17 protein-coding genes and 1 tRNA gene are annotated in these 20,626 nt (G+C 69.0%); 9 read left to right on the forward strand and 9 right to left on the reverse strand.

From position 1 onward, the window contains the following. The first annotated feature begins 27 nt into the window (after positions 1 to 27). The 5 genes from G6048_RS31555 (at position 28) to G6048_RS31575 (ending at position 5,267) form a co-directional block, all read left to right on the forward strand. Positions 28 to 1,104, forward strand: a complete 1,077-nt coding sequence (locus tag G6048_RS31555; RefSeq protein WP_165343013.1) for a sugar phosphate isomerase/epimerase family protein — start codon at positions 28 to 30, stop codon at positions 1,102 to 1,104. After that, a complete protein-coding gene (locus G6048_RS31560) occupies positions 1,101 to 1,832 on the forward strand; it encodes an EboA domain-containing protein (protein ID WP_165343014.1) in 732 nt (243 codons plus the stop codon). Before G6048_RS31555 ends, G6048_RS31560 begins: the two co-directional genes overlap by 4 nt. After that, entirely contained in the window at positions 1,832 to 2,707 is an 876-nt protein-coding gene (locus G6048_RS31565; protein WP_165343015.1) for a TatD family hydrolase, read from the forward strand. Before G6048_RS31560 ends, G6048_RS31565 begins: the two co-directional genes overlap by 1 nt. Before the next feature lie 3 nt (positions 2,708 to 2,710). After that, positions 2,711 to 3,886, forward strand: a complete 1,176-nt coding sequence (gene eboE, locus G6048_RS31570) for a metabolite traffic protein EboE (protein WP_165343016.1) — start codon at positions 2,711 to 2,713, stop codon at positions 3,884 to 3,886. Between the two features lie 328 nt (positions 3,887 to 4,214). Beyond that, positions 4,215 to 5,267: a sugar phosphate isomerase/epimerase family protein gene (locus tag G6048_RS31575; RefSeq protein ID WP_165343017.1), complete on the forward strand. Its 1,053-nt coding sequence runs from the start codon at positions 4,215 to 4,217 to the stop codon at positions 5,265 to 5,267. A gap of 83 nt (positions 5,268 to 5,350) precedes the next feature. On the opposite strand, the gene G6048_RS31580 is transcribed toward G6048_RS31575, so the two are convergent. The 4 genes from G6048_RS31580 to G6048_RS31595 all read right to left on the reverse strand — a co-directional run bounded on the left by G6048_RS31580 (position 5,351) and on the right by G6048_RS31595 (position 12,035). Continuing rightward, on the reverse strand, positions 5,351 to 6,745 hold the full coding sequence (locus G6048_RS31580) for an OFA family MFS transporter (protein ID WP_165343018.1): 1,395 nt from the start codon (positions 6,743 to 6,745) through the stop codon (positions 5,351 to 5,353). A 117-nt stretch (positions 6,746 to 6,862) separates the two neighbouring features. Continuing rightward, the gene (locus tag G6048_RS31585; RefSeq protein WP_235990572.1) at positions 6,863 to 9,058 is read right to left on the reverse strand and encodes an acetate--CoA ligase family protein; all 2,196 of its coding nucleotides are present in this window, start codon (positions 9,056 to 9,058) and stop codon (positions 6,863 to 6,865) included. Between the two features lie 3 nt (positions 9,059 to 9,061). Continuing rightward, the gene (gene frc / locus G6048_RS31590; RefSeq protein WP_165343019.1) at positions 9,062 to 10,339 is read right to left on the reverse strand and encodes a formyl-CoA transferase; all 1,278 of its coding nucleotides are present in this window, start codon (positions 10,337 to 10,339) and stop codon (positions 9,062 to 9,064) included. A 10-nt stretch (positions 10,340 to 10,349) separates the two neighbouring features. Then, positions 10,350 to 12,035 (reverse strand): thiamine pyrophosphate-binding protein, encoded by a 1,686-nt coding sequence (locus G6048_RS31595; protein ID WP_165343020.1) that lies wholly within the window; start codon positions 12,033 to 12,035, stop codon positions 10,350 to 10,352. 188 nt (positions 12,036 to 12,223) lie between these two features. Between G6048_RS31595 and sucC the strand changes: the two genes are divergently transcribed. The 4 genes from sucC to G6048_RS31615 all read left to right on the forward strand — a co-directional run bounded on the left by sucC (position 12,224) and on the right by G6048_RS31615 (position 16,184). Further along, a complete protein-coding gene (sucC, locus tag G6048_RS31600) occupies positions 12,224 to 13,354 on the forward strand; it encodes an ADP-forming succinate--CoA ligase subunit beta (protein ID WP_165343021.1) in 1,131 nt (376 codons plus the stop codon). Between the two features lie 11 nt (positions 13,355 to 13,365). Beyond that, entirely contained in the window at positions 13,366 to 14,250 is an 885-nt protein-coding gene (sucD, locus tag G6048_RS31605) for a succinate--CoA ligase subunit alpha (protein WP_165343022.1), read from the forward strand. Between the two features lie 99 nt (positions 14,251 to 14,349). After that, a complete protein-coding gene (locus G6048_RS31610; protein WP_165343023.1) occupies positions 14,350 to 15,891 on the forward strand; it encodes an aldehyde dehydrogenase family protein in 1,542 nt (513 codons plus the stop codon). Positions 15,892 to 16,099: 208 nt separating this feature from the next. Continuing rightward, positions 16,100 to 16,184: transfer RNA gene (locus G6048_RS31615), tRNA-Leu, on the forward strand. A 478-nt stretch (positions 16,185 to 16,662) separates the two neighbouring features. Here G6048_RS31615 and G6048_RS31620 read toward each other — a convergent pair. From G6048_RS31620 to G6048_RS31640, 5 genes are all read right to left on the reverse strand, one after another. Then, positions 16,663 to 17,085 (reverse strand): nuclear transport factor 2 family protein, encoded by a 423-nt coding sequence (locus tag G6048_RS31620; RefSeq protein WP_165343024.1) that lies wholly within the window; start codon positions 17,083 to 17,085, stop codon positions 16,663 to 16,665. Positions 17,086 to 17,090: 5 nt separating this feature from the next. After that, positions 17,091 to 17,897 carry an MBL fold metallo-hydrolase gene (locus G6048_RS31625; RefSeq protein WP_165343025.1) on the reverse strand — a complete coding sequence of 269 codons (807 nt, stop codon included), beginning with the start codon at positions 17,895 to 17,897 and terminating at the stop codon, positions 17,091 to 17,093. Between the two features lie 27 nt (positions 17,898 to 17,924). Continuing rightward, positions 17,925 to 18,551: a DsbA family protein gene (locus G6048_RS31630; RefSeq protein WP_165343026.1), complete on the reverse strand. Its 627-nt coding sequence runs from the start codon at positions 18,549 to 18,551 to the stop codon at positions 17,925 to 17,927. 127 nt (positions 18,552 to 18,678) lie between these two features. Then, the gene (locus tag G6048_RS31635) at positions 18,679 to 19,209 is read right to left on the reverse strand and encodes a MarR family winged helix-turn-helix transcriptional regulator (protein WP_165343027.1); all 531 of its coding nucleotides are present in this window, start codon (positions 19,207 to 19,209) and stop codon (positions 18,679 to 18,681) included. Positions 19,210 to 19,503: 294 nt separating this feature from the next. Beyond that, on the reverse strand, positions 19,504 to 20,475 hold the full coding sequence (locus G6048_RS31640; RefSeq protein WP_165343028.1) for an ADP-ribosylation family protein: 972 nt from the start codon (positions 20,473 to 20,475) through the stop codon (positions 19,504 to 19,506). Positions 20,476 to 20,626: the final 151 nt, after the last annotated feature.

Genomic DNA, 20,626 nt, shown 5'->3' on the forward strand with positions numbered 1-20,626 from the left:
ATGAGGGGGCTGGGGCGTGGGGCGACGATGAGCGCTTCGGCTTCCGGTCCGCAGCCCGACGATCACCCCCTTCGCTACGGCTACGGCACCAACGGCCTCACCGATCTCCGCCTGAACGACGCCCTCTCCCTCCTCGCCGACCTCGGCTACGACGGCGTAGGACTGACCCTCGACCACATGCACCTGGACCCGCTCGCCCCAGACCTCGCGGCCCGCACCCGTCGAGTCGCCCGCAGGCTGGACGAACTCGGACTGAGCGTCACCATCGAGACCGGCGCCCGCTACGTCCTCGACCCGTGGCGCAAGCACGGTCCATCGCTCCTCGACCCGGATCCGGAGCAACGGGCCCGACGCGTCGACCTGTTGATCCGGGCGGTCCAGGTAGCCACCGACCTGGGCGCCCACGCCGTGCACTGCTTCAGCGGGATCACCCCCGAGGACACGGACGAGGACACCGCCTGGAAACGCCTCGCCGAATCACTCACCCCCGTCCTCGACACCGCCACCACCGCCGGCATCCCCCTCGCCATCGAACCCGAACCCGGTCATCTCCTCGCCACCCTCACCGACTTCCACCGTCTCCGCCGAACCTTGGGCAGCCCCGACGCCCTTGGTCTCACCCTCGACATCGGCCACTGCCAGTGCCTCGAACCCCTCTCACCCGCGGAGTGCGTACGCGCCGCCGCCCCCTGGCTCCGCCACGTCCAGATCGAGGACATGCGCCGCGGCCTCCATGAACACCTCCCCTTCGGCGACGGAGAGATCGACTTCCCGCCCGTACTCGAAGCCCTGGCCACCACCCCCTATCGGGGCCTGATCGTCGTCGAACTGCCCCGCCACTCCCACGCCGGCCCTCAACTCGCCAAGCAATCCCTTCAGTTCCTGCACGATGCGGCCGCTGGTCTCAAGGCTCAGGAGCCCGGCAGCTCCCAGGACTCCGACAACTCCCACATCGCTGACGGGTCCCAAGACCTTGGCGAGTCCCAAGACCCTGAGGGATTCCAAGGTGCTGACGGTTCCCAAGACCCGGACAGCGCCCACGTCCCCGACGAGACCCCGATCCCCGGCGAGGGCCCCGCCGCCTCCGAAGGGAGAACCCCGTGAACCACCTCCACAACGCCGCCGCTCTTTCTCCCACCGCCCCTTCTCCCGCCACGCCGGAGCCGACGGAAGCCGCCGCCGCCCTGCACGCCCGCCTGAACTCCCAGCTGGACGCCACCGCCCGCGCCTGGCTGGACCGTGCCCTGGATGAGGCGGCGGCCCACCCGGGCAGTCACGGGCCCATCTCCGCCTGGGAGTTGCGCATCGCCGAAGCCGGCCGCCGTTGCGGACCCGAGCACGCCGACGCCGCCCGCGTCCTCCTCCTGCACGCTGCTCAGGCCGATGCCGACACCCTGGCCCGCGTCTACCGCCAGGGCACCGCCGCCGAACGCCGCGCCGTTCTGCACGCTCTCCCCGACCTCGTACCGGGCCCCGACGCCCTGCCGATCGTCGAGGACGCCCTGCGCACCAACGACACCCGGCTCCTGGCCGCGGCCGTCGGCCCGTACGCCGCCCGGCATCTGGATGCCCACAACTGGCGGCACGCGGTCCTGAAGTGCCTGTTCACCGGCGTCCCCATCGACGCGGTGGCCGACCTGCCCCGCCGCGCCCGCGCCGACTTCGAACTGGCCCGCATGCTCGGCGACTACGCCGACGAACGCTCCGCCGCGGGCCGTCCCGTGCCCGAGGACCTGTACCGCGTCCTGGCCCTGACCGAGCCCGGGAACGATGTGCCGACCGTTTCGGCAACGTCGGACCACCCCGGCACCCCGTCCGGCAAGGAGTCCTGATGCGCATCTTCGACCCCCACATTCATATGACGTCACGGACCACCGACGACTACGAGGCCATGTATGCGGCCGGCGTGCGAGCGGTTGTCGAACCCTCCTTCTGGCTCGGCCAGCCCCGCACCTCACCCGCCTCCTTCCTCGACTACTTCGACTCACTTCTGGGCTGGGAACCCTTCCGCGCCGCCCAGTACGGCATCGCCCACCACTGCACGCTCGCCCTCAACCCCAAGGAGGCGAACGACCCCCGCTGTGTGCCGGTCCTCGACGAACTGCCCCGGTATCTCGTCAAGGACCAGGTCGTGGCCGTCGGTGAGATCGGCTACGACTCGATGACCCCCGCCGAGGACAGCGCACTGGCTTTCCAGCTTCAGCTCGCCGCCGACCATGCCCTGCCCGCCCTCGTCCACACCCCGCACCGGGACAAGCTCGCGGGCCTGCGCCGCACCCTCGACGTCGTCCGGGAGTCCGCGCTGCCTCCGGACCGGGTGCTGGTCGACCACCTCAACGAGACCACGGTCAAGGAGGCCAAGGACGGCGGTTGCTGGCTCGGGTTCTCCGTCTATCCGGACACCAAGATGGACGAGGAGCGGATGGTCGCCGTGCTGCGGGAGTACGGGCCCGAGAAGGTCCTGGTCAACTCCGCGGCCGACTGGGGCAGAAGCGACCCCCTCAAGACCCGCAAGGTCGGCGACGCCATGCTCGAGGCAGGTTTCACCGAGGACGACGTCGACCAGGTGCTGTGGCGCAACCCCGTCGCCTTCTACGGACTCAGCGGCCGACTCGCCCTTGACGTCGCCGACACGGACGCCACCCACGAGGGCAACTCCATCCTCCGCGGCACCCCGGTCACCGACGCGGCCACCTCGGAGGCGTAACCCATGCGCTTCCGGCACCCCGACGGCTCGACCGTCCACCTCGCGTATTGCACCAACGTCCACCCGGCCGAAACCCTCGACGGCGTCCTCGCTCAACTCCGCGACCACTGCGAACCCGTACGCCGGCGCCTCGGCCGCGATCGTCTCGGTATCGGCCTGTGGCTGGCCAAGGACGCCGCCCACGCCCTCGTGCGCGACCCGTCCGCCCTGCGCCGGCTGCGCACGGAACTCGATGCCCGAGGCCTTGAAGTCGTCACGCTCAACGGCTTCCCGTACGAAGGCTTCGGTGCCGAAGAGGTCAAGTACCGCGTGTACAAGCCGGACTGGGCCGACGTCGAGCGTCTCGAGCACACCACCGCCCTGGCCCGTGTCCTCGCCGGCCTGCTGCCCGACGACGTCACCGAGGGCAGCATCTCCACCCTGCCGCTGGCCTGGCGCACCGCCTATGACGACACCCGTGCCGTCCAGGCCCACACGGCCCTCGCCACCCTGGCCGAACGCCTCGACGCCCTGGAGGAGTTGACCGGCCGCTCCATCCGTATCGGCTTGGAGCCGGAGCCCGGCTGCATCGTGGAAACCACCACCGATGCCATCGCCCCGCTCACCGTGATCGACCACCACCGCATCGGCCTCTGCGTCGACACCTGTCATCTCGCCACCTCCTTCGAAGATCCACACACCGCCCTGGACGCGCTGACCACCGCCCGCGTCCCCATCGTCAAGTCCCAGCTCTCAGCCGCACTGCACGCCGAACACCCTCACCTTCCCGAAGTACGCGAGGCCCTCTCCGCCTTCGACGAGCCCCGCTTCCTGCACCAGACCCGGGCCGGCACCACCGGCGAGGCCGGCCTCGCCGGGACCGACGACCTCGGCGAAGCCCTCAAGGGCGACGCTCTGCCGGACACCTCCCCGTGGCGCGCCCACTTCCACGTCCCGTTGCACGCGACGCCCGACGCGCCACTCACTTCCACGCTGCCCGTACTCAAGGACGTACTGACCCGGCTGATGGGCGGCCCACATCCGCTCACCCGTCATCTGGAGGTCGAGACGTACACCTGGCAGGCCCTTCCGCCCGAGCTGCGCCCACGCGGCCGTGCCCAGCTCGCGGACGGAATCGCCGCTGAACTGACCCTCGCCCGCGATCTGTTGACGGACCTCGGCCTGAAGGAGCTGCCGTGACCCAGTCCGTGAACCGAACCGTGAGCCAGCCCAGGCGCTATGGCGTGACGGTCGTGCCCCTCGCCCCGTCACCTATTCGCGGCAGCCACGGCCGCATCCCCACGAGCGACGACGAACGTCCGCTCCCCATCTGCTCCCCCCCCGCACTGTCGACGGCCGCCTCGCAGCCACCGACATGAAATCGCTCCTGCTCCATCTGTCCCGTCTCGACTGATCGGCGCCGAGGGCACGCCATGGCCCGCGGTCCCACCCGACCTGTCTCTTCCAACTGGTCACAAGTGAAGCACTCACCACTGACAACGCCCTTCGACACCGAGGAGTTCCAGGCATGAGCCGCTCCAGCCGCACCGCCTTCACGGCCGTCACCAGCAAGAACGACGACCCCGAACTCACCCACCGCCTCAGCAGAAGAGGCATGCTCGGCGTGGCCGCGGGCGCCACCGCCGCAGCCCTGCTCGGCACCGCCGCCACCCCCGCCACGGCCGCCGAAGCGGGCCGGAGCCGCCCCGTCCTGCCGCCCGGCCGGCTCGGCATCCAGCTCTACAGCCTCCGCGACAAGGTCTCCACGCTCGGCTTCGCCCCCGTCTTCGCCGAGTTGAAGAAGTACGGGTACGACGAGGTCGAGTTCGCCGGATACACCCAGGGCTCGGCGGGACCCATCACGCTCGCCCAGCTCAAGCGGCTGGCCCGCGACCACGGCCTGAACCCCATCGGCAGCCACGTCGGCTACTACTCCAGCGACCCGAACGCGTACACCTTCGCGCAGAACCTCAACAAGGTCCTCGACGACGCCCAGGCCCTCGGTCTCAAGCACATCGGCACCGCGTCGAACCCGTTCCGCTACGGCTCGACCGTCGACGCGTGGAAGCGCGCCGCCGAGGAGTTCAACACCTACGGCGCGGCGGCGAGGGCGCGCGGCATGAAGTTCTACCAGCACAACCACTCCGAGGAGTTCTCCTTCGCCACCGACAAGCCGAAGGTCCGCCTCTACGACGTGCTGCTCGCCGAGACCGACCCGAAACTCGTCTACCTGGAGATGGACATCTACTGGGCCTATGTGGGCCAGTTCCGCTTCTCCAAGCGGGTCGACGGCACTCCGGCGCCCTTCGAGCCTCTCGACTACGTGCTGAAGCGGCCCAACCGCTACCCGCTGTTCCACGTGAAGGACGGCGTCAGCGACCCGTCGAACCCCTTCGGCTACCAGATGACCGACGTCGGCGACGGCGACATCGACTACAAGCGCTTCATCTCCGGCGTCACGCGCCTGAAGGGCCACCGCCTCGCCCACCACTGGCAGGCCGAACACGACAACCCCGCCGAGTCGTTCACCTTCGCCCGCCGCTCCAGCGAGCATCTGCACTCCCTGCGCGAGAAGTGCTGACAGTTCCCACAGCGCGCGCCCTCCCTTCGGCACACCGGGCTGCCGAAGGGAGGGCGCGCGCTGTGGGCCGCCCCGCCGTTGTCTCAGTCCATCTCCCGGCTGATCGGCTGGGGATTCGGCTTGATCCCGCCACTGCCCCTGGTCTTGGGTCGTCCCGGTGGGGTCAGGAAGAGCGCCACGAATCCGGCGAAGAACGAGATGCAGCCGGCCAGGATGAAGGCGCCGTCGAGCCCCCAGGCGTCGACGACCACGAAGCCCATACCCGCGCCGAGGCCGGACACGAGCTTCGAGCTGTAGACCATGCCGTAGTTGGTCGCGTTGTTGTTTTCACCGAAGTAATCGGCGGTCATCGCCGCGAACATCGGGAAGATGGCGCCACCACCGAAGCCGGAGATGGCGGAGAAGATCAGGAACAGCGGAAGGTTCTCGGCCTCGGCCGACCAGAGGATGCCGAACTGGGCAGCGCCCAGAATGACGCAGACGTACAGCAGGCACTTCTTGCGGCCGTAGAGGTCGGAGAGCCAGCCGATCACACCGCGCCCAGTGCCGTTGACGATTGCCTTGAGTGACATGGCGGTGGCCACGATCCCGCCGGCGAAGCCTGCCTCCTTGCCGATGTCGATCTGGAAGGAGATACCGAAGATGTTCACGCCCGAGGTGCAGGCGAGACAGAACCACATCAGCGCGACCCGGCCAGTCTTCCAGGCCTCCATCGGGCTGTACTGGTGGACGGCCGGCGGATTCTTCTCCAGGGAGCGACGTGCGCGCGGGTCATCCGGCGGGTTCAGCGGGTCGATCTCGGCAGGCCACCAGTTCTTCGGCGGGTCCCTGAAGAAGAAGCCGGCGACGGCCACGACACCGGCGAGGAAGACGCCGACCGCGACCAGGATGACCTTGAAGTTGGAGACGTCCATCACGTTGGTGAACAGGAAGACGAAGGGCACCGAGCCGTAGGCGAAGCCGCCGTTGACGAAGCCGGTCTTGCCGCCCTTGCGTTCCGGGTACCACTTGCCGACCATGTTGACGCAGGTGGCGTACACCATGCCCGCGCCCATACCGCTGAACATGCCGAAGCCGATGAAGGCGAGTATGACGCTCGGCGCGTAGGCCAGCGACAGATAGCCGAAGAGCGTTCCGACGGCGCCGAGGACCATCGCCCAGCGGGCCGGCAGCTTGCCGGTCTCACGCAGCCGTCCCGCCGGGAAGGCCACCGCGGCCTGGAAGAACACCCAGGTGGTCAGCATCCAGAAGATGCTGCCTTCGGACCAGAGATGTGCCTGGTGCAGTGTGTCCTCGGCGGAGGCGAACGCGTACTCCGCCGAGCTGATGCCCATCATGCCCACCCAGGGCAGGATGACCATCCACTTGCGTTTGCGGCCCATGATGTCGATGTCGGATTCACCGATCCGGTACATCCGGCCGTTGGCGTCCGTCACCTCCCTGTAGGGGACGGATGTGGAGATGTCAGTTGTCGCCATGTCGATCGAACCCTTCGCGTGGAAGAAGTCTGGCCAGCGCCCCCTGTCCGTTCTCTTCGCGCCGGGGCCCGCGGCGAGCGGTCACCGCAGGCCCCGTGGTTCGGGCCGTCGCTCAGTTCATCGACCGCCCCCCAACCGCCCACCCGTCTCCCGCCACCGCCCTACCGGAGGGCCTTCGGCCCGCAGCCTCTCTGCCGCCCGAGCCCAGCGGTACTTCGCGCCCAGCACGGCCACCGGCTTCTCGGTCGTGTACGGGTACGCCACGACGCCCCGCTCGAAGAGGTACTGGGACGCCTCCTCGACCTCGACGTCGCCCGCGAGCGACGCCACCACCGGCTTCTCGATGCCGCGCTCCCGGAATTCGGCGACCACGCGCGCGGTGAGCTCGGCGAAGACCATGGGAGGGGTCACGATGGTGTGCCAGTAGCCGAGGACGAGCGAGTGGATCCTCGGGTCCTCAAGGCCCAGCCGGATCGTCGCCTCGTACGTCGACGGGGGCTCGCCGCCGGTGATGTCCACCGGGTTCCCGGCGGCTCCGAAGGGCGGGATGAACTTCCTGAAGGCCTCGTCCAGGTCCGGCGGAATCTCCATCAAGGAGAGGCCGTTGTCGGTCACCGCGTCGGACAGCAGTACGCCACTGCCGCCGGCGCCCGTGATGATCACGACGTTGTCGCCCTGAGGGGCCGGAAGCACGGGCAACGCGCGCGCGTACTCCAGCATGTCGTTCAGCCCGGGGGCCCGGATGACACCGGCCTGCTTCAGGATGTCGTCGTACACGGCGTCGTCGCCCGCGAGAGCGCCCGTGTGCGAGCCCGCGGCCTTGGCGCCGGCCGCCGTACGGCCCGCCTTCAGGACGACCACCGGCTTCTTGGGGACGGTCGCCCGCGCCGCCTCCACGAAGGCGCGCCCGTCCTTGAGATCCTCCAAGTGCATAGCGATGCACTGGGTGTTGGGGTCCTCTCCGAACCAGGTCAGCAGGTCGTCCTCGTCCAGGTCAGACTTGTTGCCGAGCCCCACGATCGCCGAAACACCCGTCTTCGTAGTGCGCGCGAAGCCCAGAATGGCCATCCCTATGCCACCGGACTGCGAGGTGAGCGCGACGCCGCCCTTGACGTCGTACGGCGTGCAGAACGTGGCGCACAGGTCCTGCCACGTCGAGTAGTAGCCGTAGATGTTCGGCCCGAGCAGCCGCACACCGTGCCGCTCGGCGATCGCCACGATCTCGTCCTGGAGCTGCTGCTCACCCGTTTCCGCGAACCCGGAGGGGATCAGTACGGCGTTGGGGATCCCCTTGCGTCCCACCTCCTCCAGGGCCGAGGCCACGAACTTGGCGGGGATCGCGAAGACCGCCACATCCACCTCGCCGGGAACGTCGGTGACACTCTTGTACGCCTTGCGGCCCAAGATGTCATCGGCCTTGGGGTTCACCGGGTGGATCTCTCCGGAGAAGCCGCCGTCGACAAGGTTGCGCATCACCGAATTGCCGATCTTGCCCTGCTCGTTGGAGGCACCGATGACGGCGACCGAGGAGGGCTGCATCAGCCGGCGCATGGAGGTGAGGATCTCCTCGCGCGTGTACTTGCGGCGCTCCTTGGGGGCGGAGTCCGCGAGGATCACGCGGATGTCCGCCGCGACCGCCCCCTCCGAGGTGGCGATCACCGGATTGAGGTCCACCTCGGCGATCTCCGGGAAGTCCGCGACGAGTTCGGAGACCCGGCGGATCTGCTCGGCGATCGCCCACCGGTCCACGGCCGGCGCGCCACGTACCCCGTGCAGGATCTCCGCCGAGCGGATCGAGTCCAGCATCGACAGCGCTTCGTCGGCGTCTACGGGGGCGAGGCGGAAAGTGACGTCCTTCAGAACCTCCACCAGCACTCCGCCGAGCCCGAAGGCGACGACTTTCCCGAACGTCGGATCGGTCACCGCTCCGACGATGACCTCCTGCCCCTGAGGCAGCAGTTCCTGCACCTGTACGCCCTCGATACGGGCATCGGGCGCGTACGCGCGCGCGTTGTCGATGATTTTGCGGAAGGCGGCCCTGACGTCGGTCGCGCCCTCCACCCCCACGATCACGCCACCCGCGTCGGTCTTGTGCAGGATGTCCGGGGAGACGATCTTCATCACCACAGGCCCGCCGAACCGCGCCGCATACGCGACCGCCTCGTCGACGTCCGTCGCCAACTCCTCGCCGGGGACGGCGATCGCGTACGCGTCGGCGATCACCTTGCCCTCGGGCGCGGTCAGCGCGGTCCGGCCCTCGGCCCGTACGGAGTCGAGGAGCGTACGCACCCTCAGCACCCGGTCTTCGGCCATCAATCAGATCACTCCGTTCGACTTGAGCAGGCGCAGCTCCTGGTCGCCGAGGCCCAGCTCGCCGACGTACACCTCTTCGTTGTGCTCGCCGAGCAGCGGCGAACTGGCCACGTCCACGGGGGAGTCGGAGAGCTTCAGCGGACTGCCCACGGTCACGAACTCGCCCCGCTCGGGGTGCGGCACCTTGACGACCATCTCGTTGGCGACCAGCGACGGATCCTCGATGATCTCCTTGGTCGACAGGATCGGCCCGCAGGGGATGTTGTGGGCGTTGAGTTTCTCCAGGACCTCCCACTTGGGGAGCGTGGCCGACCACTCCTCGATCAGCTGGAACATCTTGTTGAGCTGCGGCAGTCGCGCCTCCGGTGTCGCCCACTCGGGGTCGTCCGCCAGTTCCGGCCGTCCGATGAGCTCGCAGATCGGCTTCCAGCCGACGGGCTGCACGATGACGTACACGTAGTCGTTCGGCCCGCCCGGCGCGCACTTGACGGCCCAGCCGGGCTGGCCGCCGCCGGACGCGTTGCCGGACCGGGGAACTTCGTCGCCGAAATCGTCGTTTGGATATTCAGCGAGCGGGCCGTGTGCCAGGCGCTGCTGATCGCGCAGCTTCACCCGGCAGAGGTTGAGCACAGCGTGCTGCATGGCCACATTGACCCGCTGACCGCGCCCGGTGTTCTCCCGCTGAAGCAGCGCCGCGAGAATCCCCGCCACGGCGTGGATGCCCGTGCCCGAGTCCCCGATCTGGGCCCCCGTCGCCAGCGGCGGCCCGTCCTCGAACCCGGTGGTCGACATCGACCCGCCCATGGCCTGAGCGACGACCTCGTACGCCTTGAAGTTGGTGTACGGGCCGTCCCCGAACCCCTTGATGGAGGCATAGACGATACGCGGATTGATCTCCTGGATGCGGTCCCAGGTGAAGCCCATGCGGTCGATCGCGCCCGGTCCGAAGTTCTCGACCATGACGTCCGAGCGCCGGATCAGCTCGGTGAGGATCTCCTTGCCGCGCTCGGTCTTGGTGTTGAGGGTGATGCTCCGCTTGTTGCAGTTGAGCATCGTGAAGTAGAGGGAGTCGACGTCCGGGAGGTCACGCAGCTGCTTGCGCGTGATGTCACCGGTCGGCGCCTCCAGCTTGACCACGTCCGCCCCGAGCCAGGCCAGCAACTGGGTTGCGGAGGGGCCCGACTGGACGTGCGTCATGTCGAGGACACGGATGCCTTCGAGAGCCTTGGGCCCGGTGGTCGTCGCGGTGTCGGTCGCGGTGTGCGTCGCGGTGCTGGTCATGGCGGGCACCTCACTTGTACATCGTCTGGTTCATGGTTCCGGGGGCGTACGCGTCCGGGTCGACCCAGACGTTGATCAGGGACGGCTTGCCCGACTCGCGGGCGCGCCTCAGGGCGGGGCCGATGTCGGCGGGGTCGCGGACCTCCTCGCCGTAACCGCCGAGCATCTGGGCGAACTTGTCGTAGTGGACGTCGCCGAGGGTGTTGCCGACTCGCTCGCGTGCCTCGCCGTACTTGGCCTTCTGGCCGTAACGGATCTGGTTCATCGAGGAGTTGTTGCCGACGATGCCGACGAAGGGGAGGTTGTAGCGGACGAGGGTCTCGAAGTCCCAGCCGGTGAGCGAGAACGCGCCGTCTCCGAAGAGGGCGACGACCTCCTTGTCGGGCCGCGCCTGCTTGGCCGCGAGCACGAACGGGACGCCGACGCCGAGCGTGCCCAGCGGGCCCGGGTCCATCCAGTGCCCGGGTGACTTGGGCTGCACGACCTGACCGGAGAAGGTGACGATGTCGCCGCCGTCGCCGATGTAGATCGAGTCCTCGGTGAGGAAGTCGTTGATCTCGCTGACCAGCCGGTACGGGTGGATGGGCGAGGCATCCGACTTCAGGCTGGGCAGCCGCTTCTCGATGGCCGTCTGCTCGGCCGTGCGCAGCTCGTCGAGCCACTCCTTGCGCTTCGACGCGCCCCCGTTGAGGCGCCCGGAGGCGGCCTCGGTGACCGACTTCAGGATCAGCCCCGCGTCGCCGACGATCCCGAGGTCGATGTCCCGGTTCTTGCCGACGGTCCGGTAATCGAGGTCGATCTGCACGACGGTCGCGTCCGGCGACAGCCGCTTTCCGTAGCCCATGCGAAAGTCGAAGGGCGTACCGACGATGACGATGACATCGGCGTTGGAGAAGGCGTACCGGCGGGAGAGCTGGAAGTGGTGCGGGTCCCCGGGCGCCAGGGTGCCGCGTCCCGCGCCGTTCATATAGGCGGGGACGTTCAGGCTGCGTACGAGGTCGATGGCGGCCTCGGTGCCGCGGGTCGTCCACACCTGGCTGCCCAGCAGGATCGCGGGCTTCTCGGCGTGCACGAGCAGGTCGGCGAGCTTCTCGATCGCCTCCGGGTCGCCGGCCGAGCGGGTCGAGGCCCGGTACTTGCCTGCTGCGGGGACCCGGCCCTTCTCGGCCGGCACCTTGGCGTCGAGCACATCGCGCGGGATCTCCAGGAAGGAGGGCCCGGGCGCGCCGTGGTAGCACTCGCGGAACGCCATGGACACCATGTCGGCGGCGCGTGCTGTGTCCGGGACGGTCGCCGCGAACTTCGTGATCGGCGTCATCATGTCGACATGCGGCAGGTCCTGAAGGGACCCCATCTTGTGCTGCGTGTGCGCTCCTTGGCCGCCGATCAGCAGCATGGGGGACTCCGCACGGAAGGCGTTGGCGACACCCGTCACGGCGTCGGTCGTGCCGGGCCCGGCGGTGACGACCGCGCAGCCGGGCTTGCCGGTGATGCGTGCGTAGCCGTCGGCGGCGTGGGCGGCGACCTGTTCGTGGCGTACGTCGACGACCTCTATGCCTTCGTCGACGCAGCCGTCGTAGATATCGATGATGTGGCCGCCGCACAGGGTGTAAATGACCTCCACACCCTCGGCTTTGAGTGCCTTGGCGACCAAGTGCCCACCGGAGATGAGGTTCTGGCTGTTGTCGTCGGGCATGGCGAAGTCCTGTCCCTTCGTAGGGGATCGGGCACGCGAACCTGCACGTCGGACACGGTTCGCGCACTGCTCGTGGATGCCGTCGCGGTTGATTGCATACAGTCGACGAATACTGTATGAAGCTTGTTATCCCGCATCCGGTGGGTGGTGTCCAGGGGGCGTGCGGCACTTTTGAGGCAGGAGCCGGAATGGACCTGTACGAACACCAGGCAAGGCAACTCTTCGAGGACCACGGCATCTTGGTGCCGCGGGCCGAGGTCACGGACTCGTCCAAGGAGGCACGCGAGATCGCCCGCAGGCTGGGCGGGCGCGTCGTGGTCAAGGCGCAGGTGAAGACCGGCGGACGCGGCAAGGCGGGCGGTGTGAAGCTCGCCGCCGACCCGGCCGCCGCCGAACTGACGGCGCGCCAGATCCTCGGCATGGATATCAAGGGCCACACCGTCGGCACGGTGATGCTGGCCCAACCGGTCGACATCGAAGCTGAGTTCTACGTCAGTTACGTACTCGACCGCGCAGCCGGCCGCTTCCTCGCGATCGCCTCGGCCGAGGGCGGCATGGAGATCGAGGAAGTGGCCGCGACCAGGCCCGACGCCGTGGCGCGCATCCCCGTCGACCCGGCCGAGGGCGTCACCTCGGCGAAGGCGGCGCAGATCGCCGATGCGGCCCGACTACCCGCGCAGACCGTCGACGTCCTGGTCAGGCTCTGGGATGTACTCATCCGCGAGGACGCCGTCCTCGTCGAGGTGAACCCTCTCGTGCGTACCGCCCAGGGGCAGATCCTCGCCCTCGACGGCAAGGTCACTCTCGACGACAACGCCCAATTCCGGCAGGCCCGTTGGGGCGAACAGGAGTCGGCTCACGACGACCCGCTGGAGGCGGCTGCAGCCGAGAAGGGCCTCAACTACGTGAAGCTGGACGGCGAGGTCGGCATCATCGGCAACGGCGCGGGCCTGGTCATGTCGACCCTCGACGTGGTCGCCGGCTGCGGCGCGCGCCCCGCCAACTTCCTCGACATCGGCGGCGGAGCGAGTGCCCAGATCATGGCCGACGGCCTCTCCGTCATCCTCTCCGACCCTTCCGTCAAGTCCGTCTTCGTCAACGTCTTCGGCGGCATCACCACCTGCGACGCGGTCGCCGACGGCATCGTGCAGGCCCTGGAAACCGTCCAGTTGACCAAGCCGCTGGTCGTACGCCTCGACGGAAACAACGCCGCACGCGGCCGCGCGATCCTCGACGACCGCGCGCACCCCCTGGTCCAGCAGGCCACCACCATGGACGGCGCCGCGCACCGCGCCGCCGAACTCGCCAACGCAGGCTGAAGGAGCGGGACATGGCCATCTACCTCTCCAAGGAGAGCAAGGTCCTCGTCCAGGGCATGACCGGCGGCGAGGGCATGAAGCACACCCGGCGCATGCTCGCGGCCGGCACCGACGTCGTCGGCGGCGTCAACCCGCGCAAGGCCGGGCAGACCGTCGACTTCGACGACCGGGCCGTGCCCGTCTTCGGCTCCGTACGGGACGGCATCGAGGCGACCGGCGCCGACGTCACCGTCGTCTTCGTGCCACCCGCCTTCACCAAAGCGGCAGTTGTGGAGGCCGCCGACGCGGGCATCGCACTCGCCGTGGTCATCACGGAGGGCATTCCCGTCCACGACTCGGTCGCCTTCACCACGTACGCGAAGACGAAGGGCACCCGGATCATCGGCCCCAACTGTCCGGGCCTGATCACTCCCGGACAGTCCAACGCGGGCATCATCCCCGCCGACATCACCAAGTCCGGCCGCATCGGCCTGGTGTCCAAGTCGGGCACGCTCACGTACCAACTCATGTACGAACTCCGCGACATCGGCTTCTCGACCTGTGTGGGCATCGGCGGCGATCCCGTGGTCGGCACGACTCACATCGACTGCCTGGCGGCTTTCGAAGCAGACCCCGAGACCGAACTTGTCGTGATGATCGGGGAGATCGGCGGCGACGCCGAGGAACGCGCCGCCGCGTACATCCGTGAGCACGTCACCAAACCCGTCGTCGGTTACATCGCCGGATTCACCGCGCCCGAGGGCAGGACGATGGGCCATGCGGGCGCGATCGTCTCCGGTTCGTCCGGCACGGCACAGGCGAAGAAGGAGGCACTGGAGGCGGCCGGAGTCCGCGTGGGCGGTACGCCGACCGAGACGGCGCAACTGGTACTGGCCGTACTGGCAGCAGAGGCGTGACGTCACTCATAGTTGAGCAGAGGTGACGTTGTGAAATCGCGTCGCCTCGCACCGTTATACCCCCGCCCCCGACTGTGCACCGAGAGCGGAGCAAACCGAATGGCATCCACCCTCACCCTCAAATCAGACACGTCCTGGGCCGACGCCTGGCAGCGTTGCCTCGCCGTGGCCCCCGAGGCCTTCCGGGACGACCGTGTCCTCAACCTCTGGAACGCCGCCTGGCAGGCGGACGGCCGGGCCCTGTCCGCCAGCAGCCCCGTCGACGGCACTCCGATCGCGGGGCCGCCACGCCTCGACGCCGCCACGGCCCGGCAGGCCGTACGGGCCTGTCTCGACCAGCACCGCGCCTGGCGCCACGTACCTCTGGACGAACGCCGGTGCCGCGTCGCGGCCACCCTCGACGCCCTCACCCAGCACCGCGAACTCCTCGCCCTCCTCCTCGTCTGGGAGATCGGCAAGCCCTGGCGGCTCGCACAGGCGGACGTCGACCGGGCCATCGACGGCGTGCGCTGGTACGTCGACGGAATCGAGCCCATGCTCGAGGACCGGGCCCCACTGGACGGCCCGGTGTCCAACATCGCGAGCTGGAACTACCCGATGAGCGTGCTCGTTCACGCAGTACTGGTACAGGCATTGGCAGGGAACGCGGTCATCGCCAAGACCCCGACCGACGGCGGCGTCGCGTGTCTCACCCTGGCCTGCGCCCTCGCCGCGCGCGAAGGGGTTCCCGTCACCCTCGTCAGCGGCAGCGGAGGCGAGCTGTCGGAGGCGCTCGTGCGCGCGCCCGAGATCGGCTGCGTCTCCTTCGTCGGCGGCCGCGACACCGGCGCCGCGGTGGCCACGGCCGTCGCCGACCTCGGCAAGCGACACGTACTCGAACAGGAAGGACTCAACACCTGGGGCATCTGGAACTACACGGAGTGGGACGCGCTCACGGCGGTCATCCCGAAGCTCTTCGACTACGGCAAGCAGCGCTGCACGGCGTACCCACGCTTCGTCGTCCAGCGTTCGCTGTTCGACGAGTTCCTCGCCGCGTACCTGCCGGCCGCAGGCACTCTGCGGATCGGTCACCCGCTCGCGGTGGAGCAGCCCGACGACCCGTATCCGCAGCTGGACTTCGGACCGGTGATCAACGCGGCCAAGGCCAAGGAACTGCACGACCAGGTCGCCGAGGCCATCGACCGGGGTGCTGTCCCGCTGCACCGCGGCAAGCTCACCGACGCGCGCTTCCTGCCCGGCCAGGACACGGCGGCGTACGTCCATCCCGTCACGCTGCTGAACCCGCCGCCGTCCTCACCGCTGCACCACGCGGAGCCCTTCGGCCCGGTCGACACCATCGTCCTGGTCGACACCGAGGCCGAGCTGCTGGCTGCCATGAACGCGTCGAACGGCGCCCTGGTCGCCACCCTCTCGACCGACGACCCGGCCACGTACGAGCGGCTGGCCCCGCAGATCCGGGCGTTCAAGGTCGGCCACGGGAAACCGCGCTCCCGCGGCGACCGGGACGAGTTGTTCGGCGGCTTCGGAGCGTCCTGGCGTGGCGCTTTCGTGGGCGGCGAACTGCTGGTGCGCGCCGTCACCCAGGGCCCGGCGGGGGAGCGGCTGCCGGGCAACTTCCCCGACTACCACCTGATGCCGTGACCCGACCGAGGTGACCCCCAGGTGGATCCCGGCACCCAGCCCCGGCCGCCGGCGGTGACCGGATGCGTACCCCTCGTGCAGGCTGCGCATCCGGTCACTCGGCCGCCCCCTTCGCAGCCCAGAAACGCAGGTGAAAGCCACTGCGAAAGCTTGGTATTGTTGTGCCTGTCGCCGTGCGGAACACTCCCTGCAAGGCGGCAGACACCTGGTCCGGGTGGCGGAATGGCAGACGCGCTAGCTTGAGGTGCTAGTGCCCTTTATCGGGCGTGGGGGTTCAAGTCCCCCCTCGGACACAACGACAACGACTGACGATTCGCAGACGAGGGCCTCGACCTTACGGTCGCGGTCCTCGTTTCGTGGTCGTAGCCCGACCCCGCCGCCACCTGACCGCCGCCTCAGGGCGCCGGCGGATCGCGGCGGAAGGGGCCGAGTTCTTCCGGATCGAGAAGGTGGCGGTCTCCCGTTATACCTACCGGGGCAACAAGACCCCAGCCCCTGGCCGACCACGAACCCCGACTGACGGCAGAACCCGTGGAGAGCCCCTTCACCGGGAGATCGGTACGGCGGGGTCGGCGAGCGGTCCGGGGAACGGACCGGGAGCAATCCCGGCACCGCGCCCCGGGCCGACTCAACAACCGGAAGCCGTCGGGCATGCCTACGACCTCACGCGCCGTGGGCCATGGAGCTGGAAATCGCGCAGGCAGGCCCATGACCAGTGGCGACGCCCATGGACGGAGTCGCGGCCCGTCCCGAGGAAGGCTGAACGGCCGCCTAGCCGCGCATGGCGTCGCGAACGAGGGCGGTGTCGACGAACTGCTCGAAGCGGACGATCAGGCCGCCGCGGACCACGAAGTGGTGGGCGACGCGGACGTTGACCGGTTTGCCGGTGGTCTTGTTGACGGCCGTGTAGCGAGCCAGAACGACGACGTTCTCGCCGTCGACGACATAGGTGTCGTCGTGCGCGGTCCAGCCGTCCCACTCCTTGCCCAGCTGCTCCATGACGTGGGAGGTGACCCCGTCGGGGGTGCGGTAGGTGCCGGCGAGGGGGAAGCCTGCCATCTCCTTCCACTCCACGTCCGGGGCGAGGGTGGCGCGCAGAGCTTCCAGGTCGCCGGTTGCGGAGGCCAGGTATTGGCGGCGGACCACGTCGGCCGGGGCTGTGGAGTTCGCGAAGTCGGTGTGCTCGTAGGTCATGTCACTCAGCCCCACTTCATCTCGCCCTTGGCGACCTTCGCCCCGAGTTGGGCGGCGATGAGCATGCCGTTGTCGGGGTAGCGCTTGACGAGCGCCTCGGTCAGCGCGGCGCCGTCGGCTGTCTTGCCGAGTTCCTCCTCGAAGGCGAGGAGGTAGTCGCGGGTGGCGGTGATGGCGGAGGAGTCGGCCGCCGTGCCGGGCAGGCGGTGGCCGGGGACGACCAGTTCAGGCTGGAGGGAGGCCATCTCGTCGAGCAGGTCGATCCAGACGGAGCGGTGCTCCGGGGTGGGGGTGTCGGCGATCCAGACGTGCTCCTGCTGGAAGAGCAGGACGCCTCCGAGGAGGGCGCGGTGCTCGGCCTGCCACAGGTAGTGGCGGTCGGGAAGGCCGGTCGGGCCGCCCTTGAGCTCGAAGCGGTGGCCTTCGAGGGTGAGGTCGCCGGTCAGCGGGGTGAGGTCGACCAGGCGGGTGGGCAGGTTCGGGCCGAGGGCCGCCCAGGCCTTGAGCTTGCCCTCGTAGGAGTGCTGGATGTGCTCGATGACGATCGGGGTGGCGACGAAGATGGCGTCGGGGAAGGCGTCGGCGAGGACCTCGGCGCCGAAGTAGAAGTCGGGGTCGCCGTGGCTGACGAAGACGGTGGTCAGCTTCTTGCCTGAGTCGAGGATCTCGGCGGCGAGGCGGTGACCGTCGGCGCGGGTGAAGGCGGCGTCGACCAGCAGGGCCTCCTGCTCACCGGTGACGAGCGTGGCGGTCTTGTTCTTGCTGCCGGCCGGGAAGTCGAGGTCGAAGATCTTGAAAGAGAGGGTGCTCATGCGGGGCCTCCTGGAGGGGGTGGAAATTCAGTGGGTGGGGGTGGTGGTCAGGGCGGCCAGTCGCCGGTCGATCTCGTCGGCGGTGGCGTGGCCGCGGGCCAGGGCGGTGACTCGGACGCCGTCGACGGCGAGCAGGGTGGGGAAGCCGGTGACGCCCAGCTCGGCACAGCGGTGGAAGTCGTCCGCCGCCGCGTTGTGCGCCTCGGGCGCGTCGAAGGCGGCGACGACGGCGTCGGCGTCCAGACCGGCCTCCTCGGCGACCTTCCGGTAGGTCGCGGGGTCGGAGAGGCTGAGGCCGTGGACGTAGAAGGCACGCTGGAGGACGTCGGCCAGTTCCGCCGCGCGGTCGGGGGCCACCCGGCGCAGAGCGGCGACGCCGCGCGCGGCGGCCTCCGAGTCCATCACGAACGATCCGTCGGCGATCAGCCGCTCGTAGCCATCGCCGAACTCTGCGCCGGTCAGCTCGGCGATCTGGGTGTTGGCGCCCTGGACGTGGCCGAACTCGCGGATCGGCACCCGGCGCGCCCCGGTGAACAGGCCGCCGGAGACCACCTCGACCGGCAGTTCGGGATGACGGGAGACGGTCTCGCGCAGAGTTCCGGAGAACCCGTGCGACCAGCCGCAGTAGGCGTCGAAGACGTAGACGAGCTTCATCGAAGGTTCCCAGCAAAGGTGTCGCGCTTGCCGAATGCGAGCGATTCGTCTGATGAAACAGTAACTGACCCGTCAGATATTTCCCTACGTGCGTGACGCCCGCCACACCTCAGCCAAGAGGGGCCGTTCACGGCAGGCGGGGCAGCTCCTCCCGTGCGGCGTGGCTCAGGATCCGCAGGTCCTCTGCGAACCGCTCCCGGTCCTCGGGCGGCAGCGGCGCCAGGAAGTAACGCCGGATGTTCTCCACGTGCACCCGGGACGCCCGCACTGTGGTCTCTTCTCCCAACCGGGTCAGCCGGACCAGCCGCCCGCGCCTGTCACCGGGATCCTCGGCGCGCTCCACCAGTCCGGCCGCCTCCATCCGGTCCACCAGACGCGTCGCCCCGCCTGTGGTCAGCACCTGCTCCTGGGCGATGGCCCGCATCGACAGCCCGGGATCGCCCGCCCGCCCGAGGATGAGCAGCACCTCGAACATCAGATGGCTGATGCCGCACTCCAGCTCCAGCGACCGCCCGAGGATGTATTCCAACCGGTTCGCCGCCCCCTGCAACCGCCCGAACGCCAGCACCAGCGCATTGTCCGCGGCCTCCTTCGGCGACGAGATCTCCGTTGGCTCTTCCACATTCCCCCCACCCGACTGGTCTTCCACACCTCGCATCCACTGATCATGCCTCGTAGGGACTTGGTCGCTCACCTCGCCGGAACGCGCAGAAACTTTGGACATGGCCGTCGGATTGCCGAGGACGTCACGTCCCGCGTGGCGAGCCTGATCCAGGAGCGCCAGGGTGCACACCTTGGCCCACGCCTGCCGGGTGATTCCGCCGGACCCTGCCTCGTACCGAGCCGCCGCCGTGAGCCGTGAGGGCCCGCGCGGCCCGCCGCGCAGTGGCCTCGGTGGCCGTCAGCGCCCGCCGTACGCGTCGGTGGCGGTACTGCCGCGTCCGTGCGGCTGCTATGTCTTCTCCAGGACGTCTACTCGCGGCAAGGACCGGTGACGGTGGTGTGCACCGGCCATCTCCGCCAGTGAGGGGCGGTTCAGCGCGCGGTAGGCCATCACGAGGAGTTCGTTCGCGAGTGTTTCGCGGGCCGGGTCACCGCCCGAGGCCCAGTGCAGGTCACGGCCGAGGACCAGGGCTTCCGCCGGGGCGCCTGCCGAGCAACGGCGGCGGGCCTCCTCCACGCAGGCCTGCAGGGCTGCGGGGTCCTGGAACAGGGCGTACATGTACGTCGCGAACTTGTACTCGTCGGCCTGGCCGTGGGCAGGGCGGTCCAGTGCGGTTTCGCCCGCCACGAGTGCGCCCGCGCCGTCCAGCGTGGTGATCCGGGCGAAGTCCACCGCTGGGGTGATCGTGTCGTAGGCCGTGGAGTAGGCGATGCCCACCTCGGGTCGGTCCCCGGTCTCCACGACGGTCAGCGCATCGCGTAGCAGGGACAGGCGGGACCGCCGCGCGGATACCTCCTCGTCCTGCACGTCGTCATCGAGGTCGCGCCAGCAGCGTTCGAGGATCGCGCGCAGCGCCTCCAGCGGTGTGCCCGACGTTGTGTCGATTCCACCGCCGTCGTTGTTGTAGTAGGAGGCGACTCCACGGCACGTGCGGCCGTCGTCGAACCACAGGCCGTGGTGGAGGCCGTCGGAGCCGCCGTGCATGAAGGTCAGGAACTCGGGCGGGTCACGGTAGTAGCGGCCGTGCACTCGTACGTCGATGCCCTGGCGCGGCTGCAGACCGGTGTCGGCGAACAAGTCGATGATGCCGGCTGGGGACACGTCGAGGTCGCGGAGGGCCTGGTGTTCGGCCGGGGCCAGGGAACTCAGGAACTCCCAGAACCGGAAGATCGAATCCGGTAGTTCGAATCCCCAGTCCCGCAGGAAGCGCACCTCGATGTCGGCCCGGCTCGCCGGCCTCTCGGTCTTCTCCCCGCGCACCGCACGACCCCCAGTTCATGGCGCACATATGGGCGCTGTGACGAAGGCCGAGGCTACCGAAGCGGGCCTGCCCGGCCGTGGCCGGGTATCGGTGCCACAGCGTGGCGTACTGCCGCGTCCGGACGGAAGGGTGTGTTCCAGGGACCCCAGC

The sequence above is a fragment of the Streptomyces ureilyticus genome (assembly GCF_011045025.1).
Taxonomy (GTDB): domain Bacteria; phylum Actinomycetota; class Actinomycetes; order Streptomycetales; family Streptomycetaceae; genus Streptomyces; species Streptomyces ureilyticus.

What these genes read in the sequence shown, in the direction of transcription:
- G6048_RS31555 (WP_165343013.1), top strand. Translation starts at nt 28, where the DNA reads ATGAGCGCTTCGGCTTCCGGTCCGCAGCCCGACGATCACCCCCTTCGC.
- G6048_RS31565 (WP_165343015.1), top strand. Translation starts at nt 1,832, where the DNA reads ATGCGCATCTTCGACCCCCACATTCATATGACGTCACGGACCACCGAC.
- eboE (WP_165343016.1), top strand. Translation starts at nt 2,711, where the DNA reads ATGCGCTTCCGGCACCCCGACGGCTCGACCGTCCACCTCGCGTATTGC.
- G6048_RS31575 (WP_165343017.1), top strand. Translation starts at nt 4,215, where the DNA reads ATGAGCCGCTCCAGCCGCACCGCCTTCACGGCCGTCACCAGCAAGAAC.
- G6048_RS31580 (WP_165343018.1), bottom strand. Translation starts at nt 6,745, where the DNA reads ATGGCGACAACTGACATCTCCACATCCGTCCCCTACAGGGAGGTGACG.
- G6048_RS31585 (WP_235990572.1), bottom strand. Translation starts at nt 9,058, where the DNA reads ATGGCCGAAGACCGGGTGCTGAGGGTGCGTACGCTCCTCGACTCCGTA.
- frc (WP_165343019.1), bottom strand. Translation starts at nt 10,339, where the DNA reads ATGACCAGCACCGCGACGCACACCGCGACCGACACCGCGACGACCACC.
- G6048_RS31595 (WP_165343020.1), bottom strand. Translation starts at nt 12,035, where the DNA reads ATGCCCGACGACAACAGCCAGAACCTCATCTCCGGTGGGCACTTGGTC.
- sucC (WP_165343021.1), top strand. Translation starts at nt 12,224, where the DNA reads ATGGACCTGTACGAACACCAGGCAAGGCAACTCTTCGAGGACCACGGC.
- sucD (WP_165343022.1), top strand. Translation starts at nt 13,366, where the DNA reads ATGGCCATCTACCTCTCCAAGGAGAGCAAGGTCCTCGTCCAGGGCATG.
- G6048_RS31610 (WP_165343023.1), top strand. Translation starts at nt 14,350, where the DNA reads ATGGCATCCACCCTCACCCTCAAATCAGACACGTCCTGGGCCGACGCC.
- G6048_RS31620 (WP_165343024.1), bottom strand. Translation starts at nt 17,085, where the DNA reads ATGACCTACGAGCACACCGACTTCGCGAACTCCACAGCCCCGGCCGAC.
- G6048_RS31625 (WP_165343025.1), bottom strand. Translation starts at nt 17,897, where the DNA reads ATGAGCACCCTCTCTTTCAAGATCTTCGACCTCGACTTCCCGGCCGGC.
- G6048_RS31630 (WP_165343026.1), bottom strand. Translation starts at nt 18,551, where the DNA reads ATGAAGCTCGTCTACGTCTTCGACGCCTACTGCGGCTGGTCGCACGGG.
- G6048_RS31635 (WP_165343027.1), bottom strand. Translation starts at nt 19,209, where the DNA reads ATGCGAGGTGTGGAAGACCAGTCGGGTGGGGGGAATGTGGAAGAGCCA.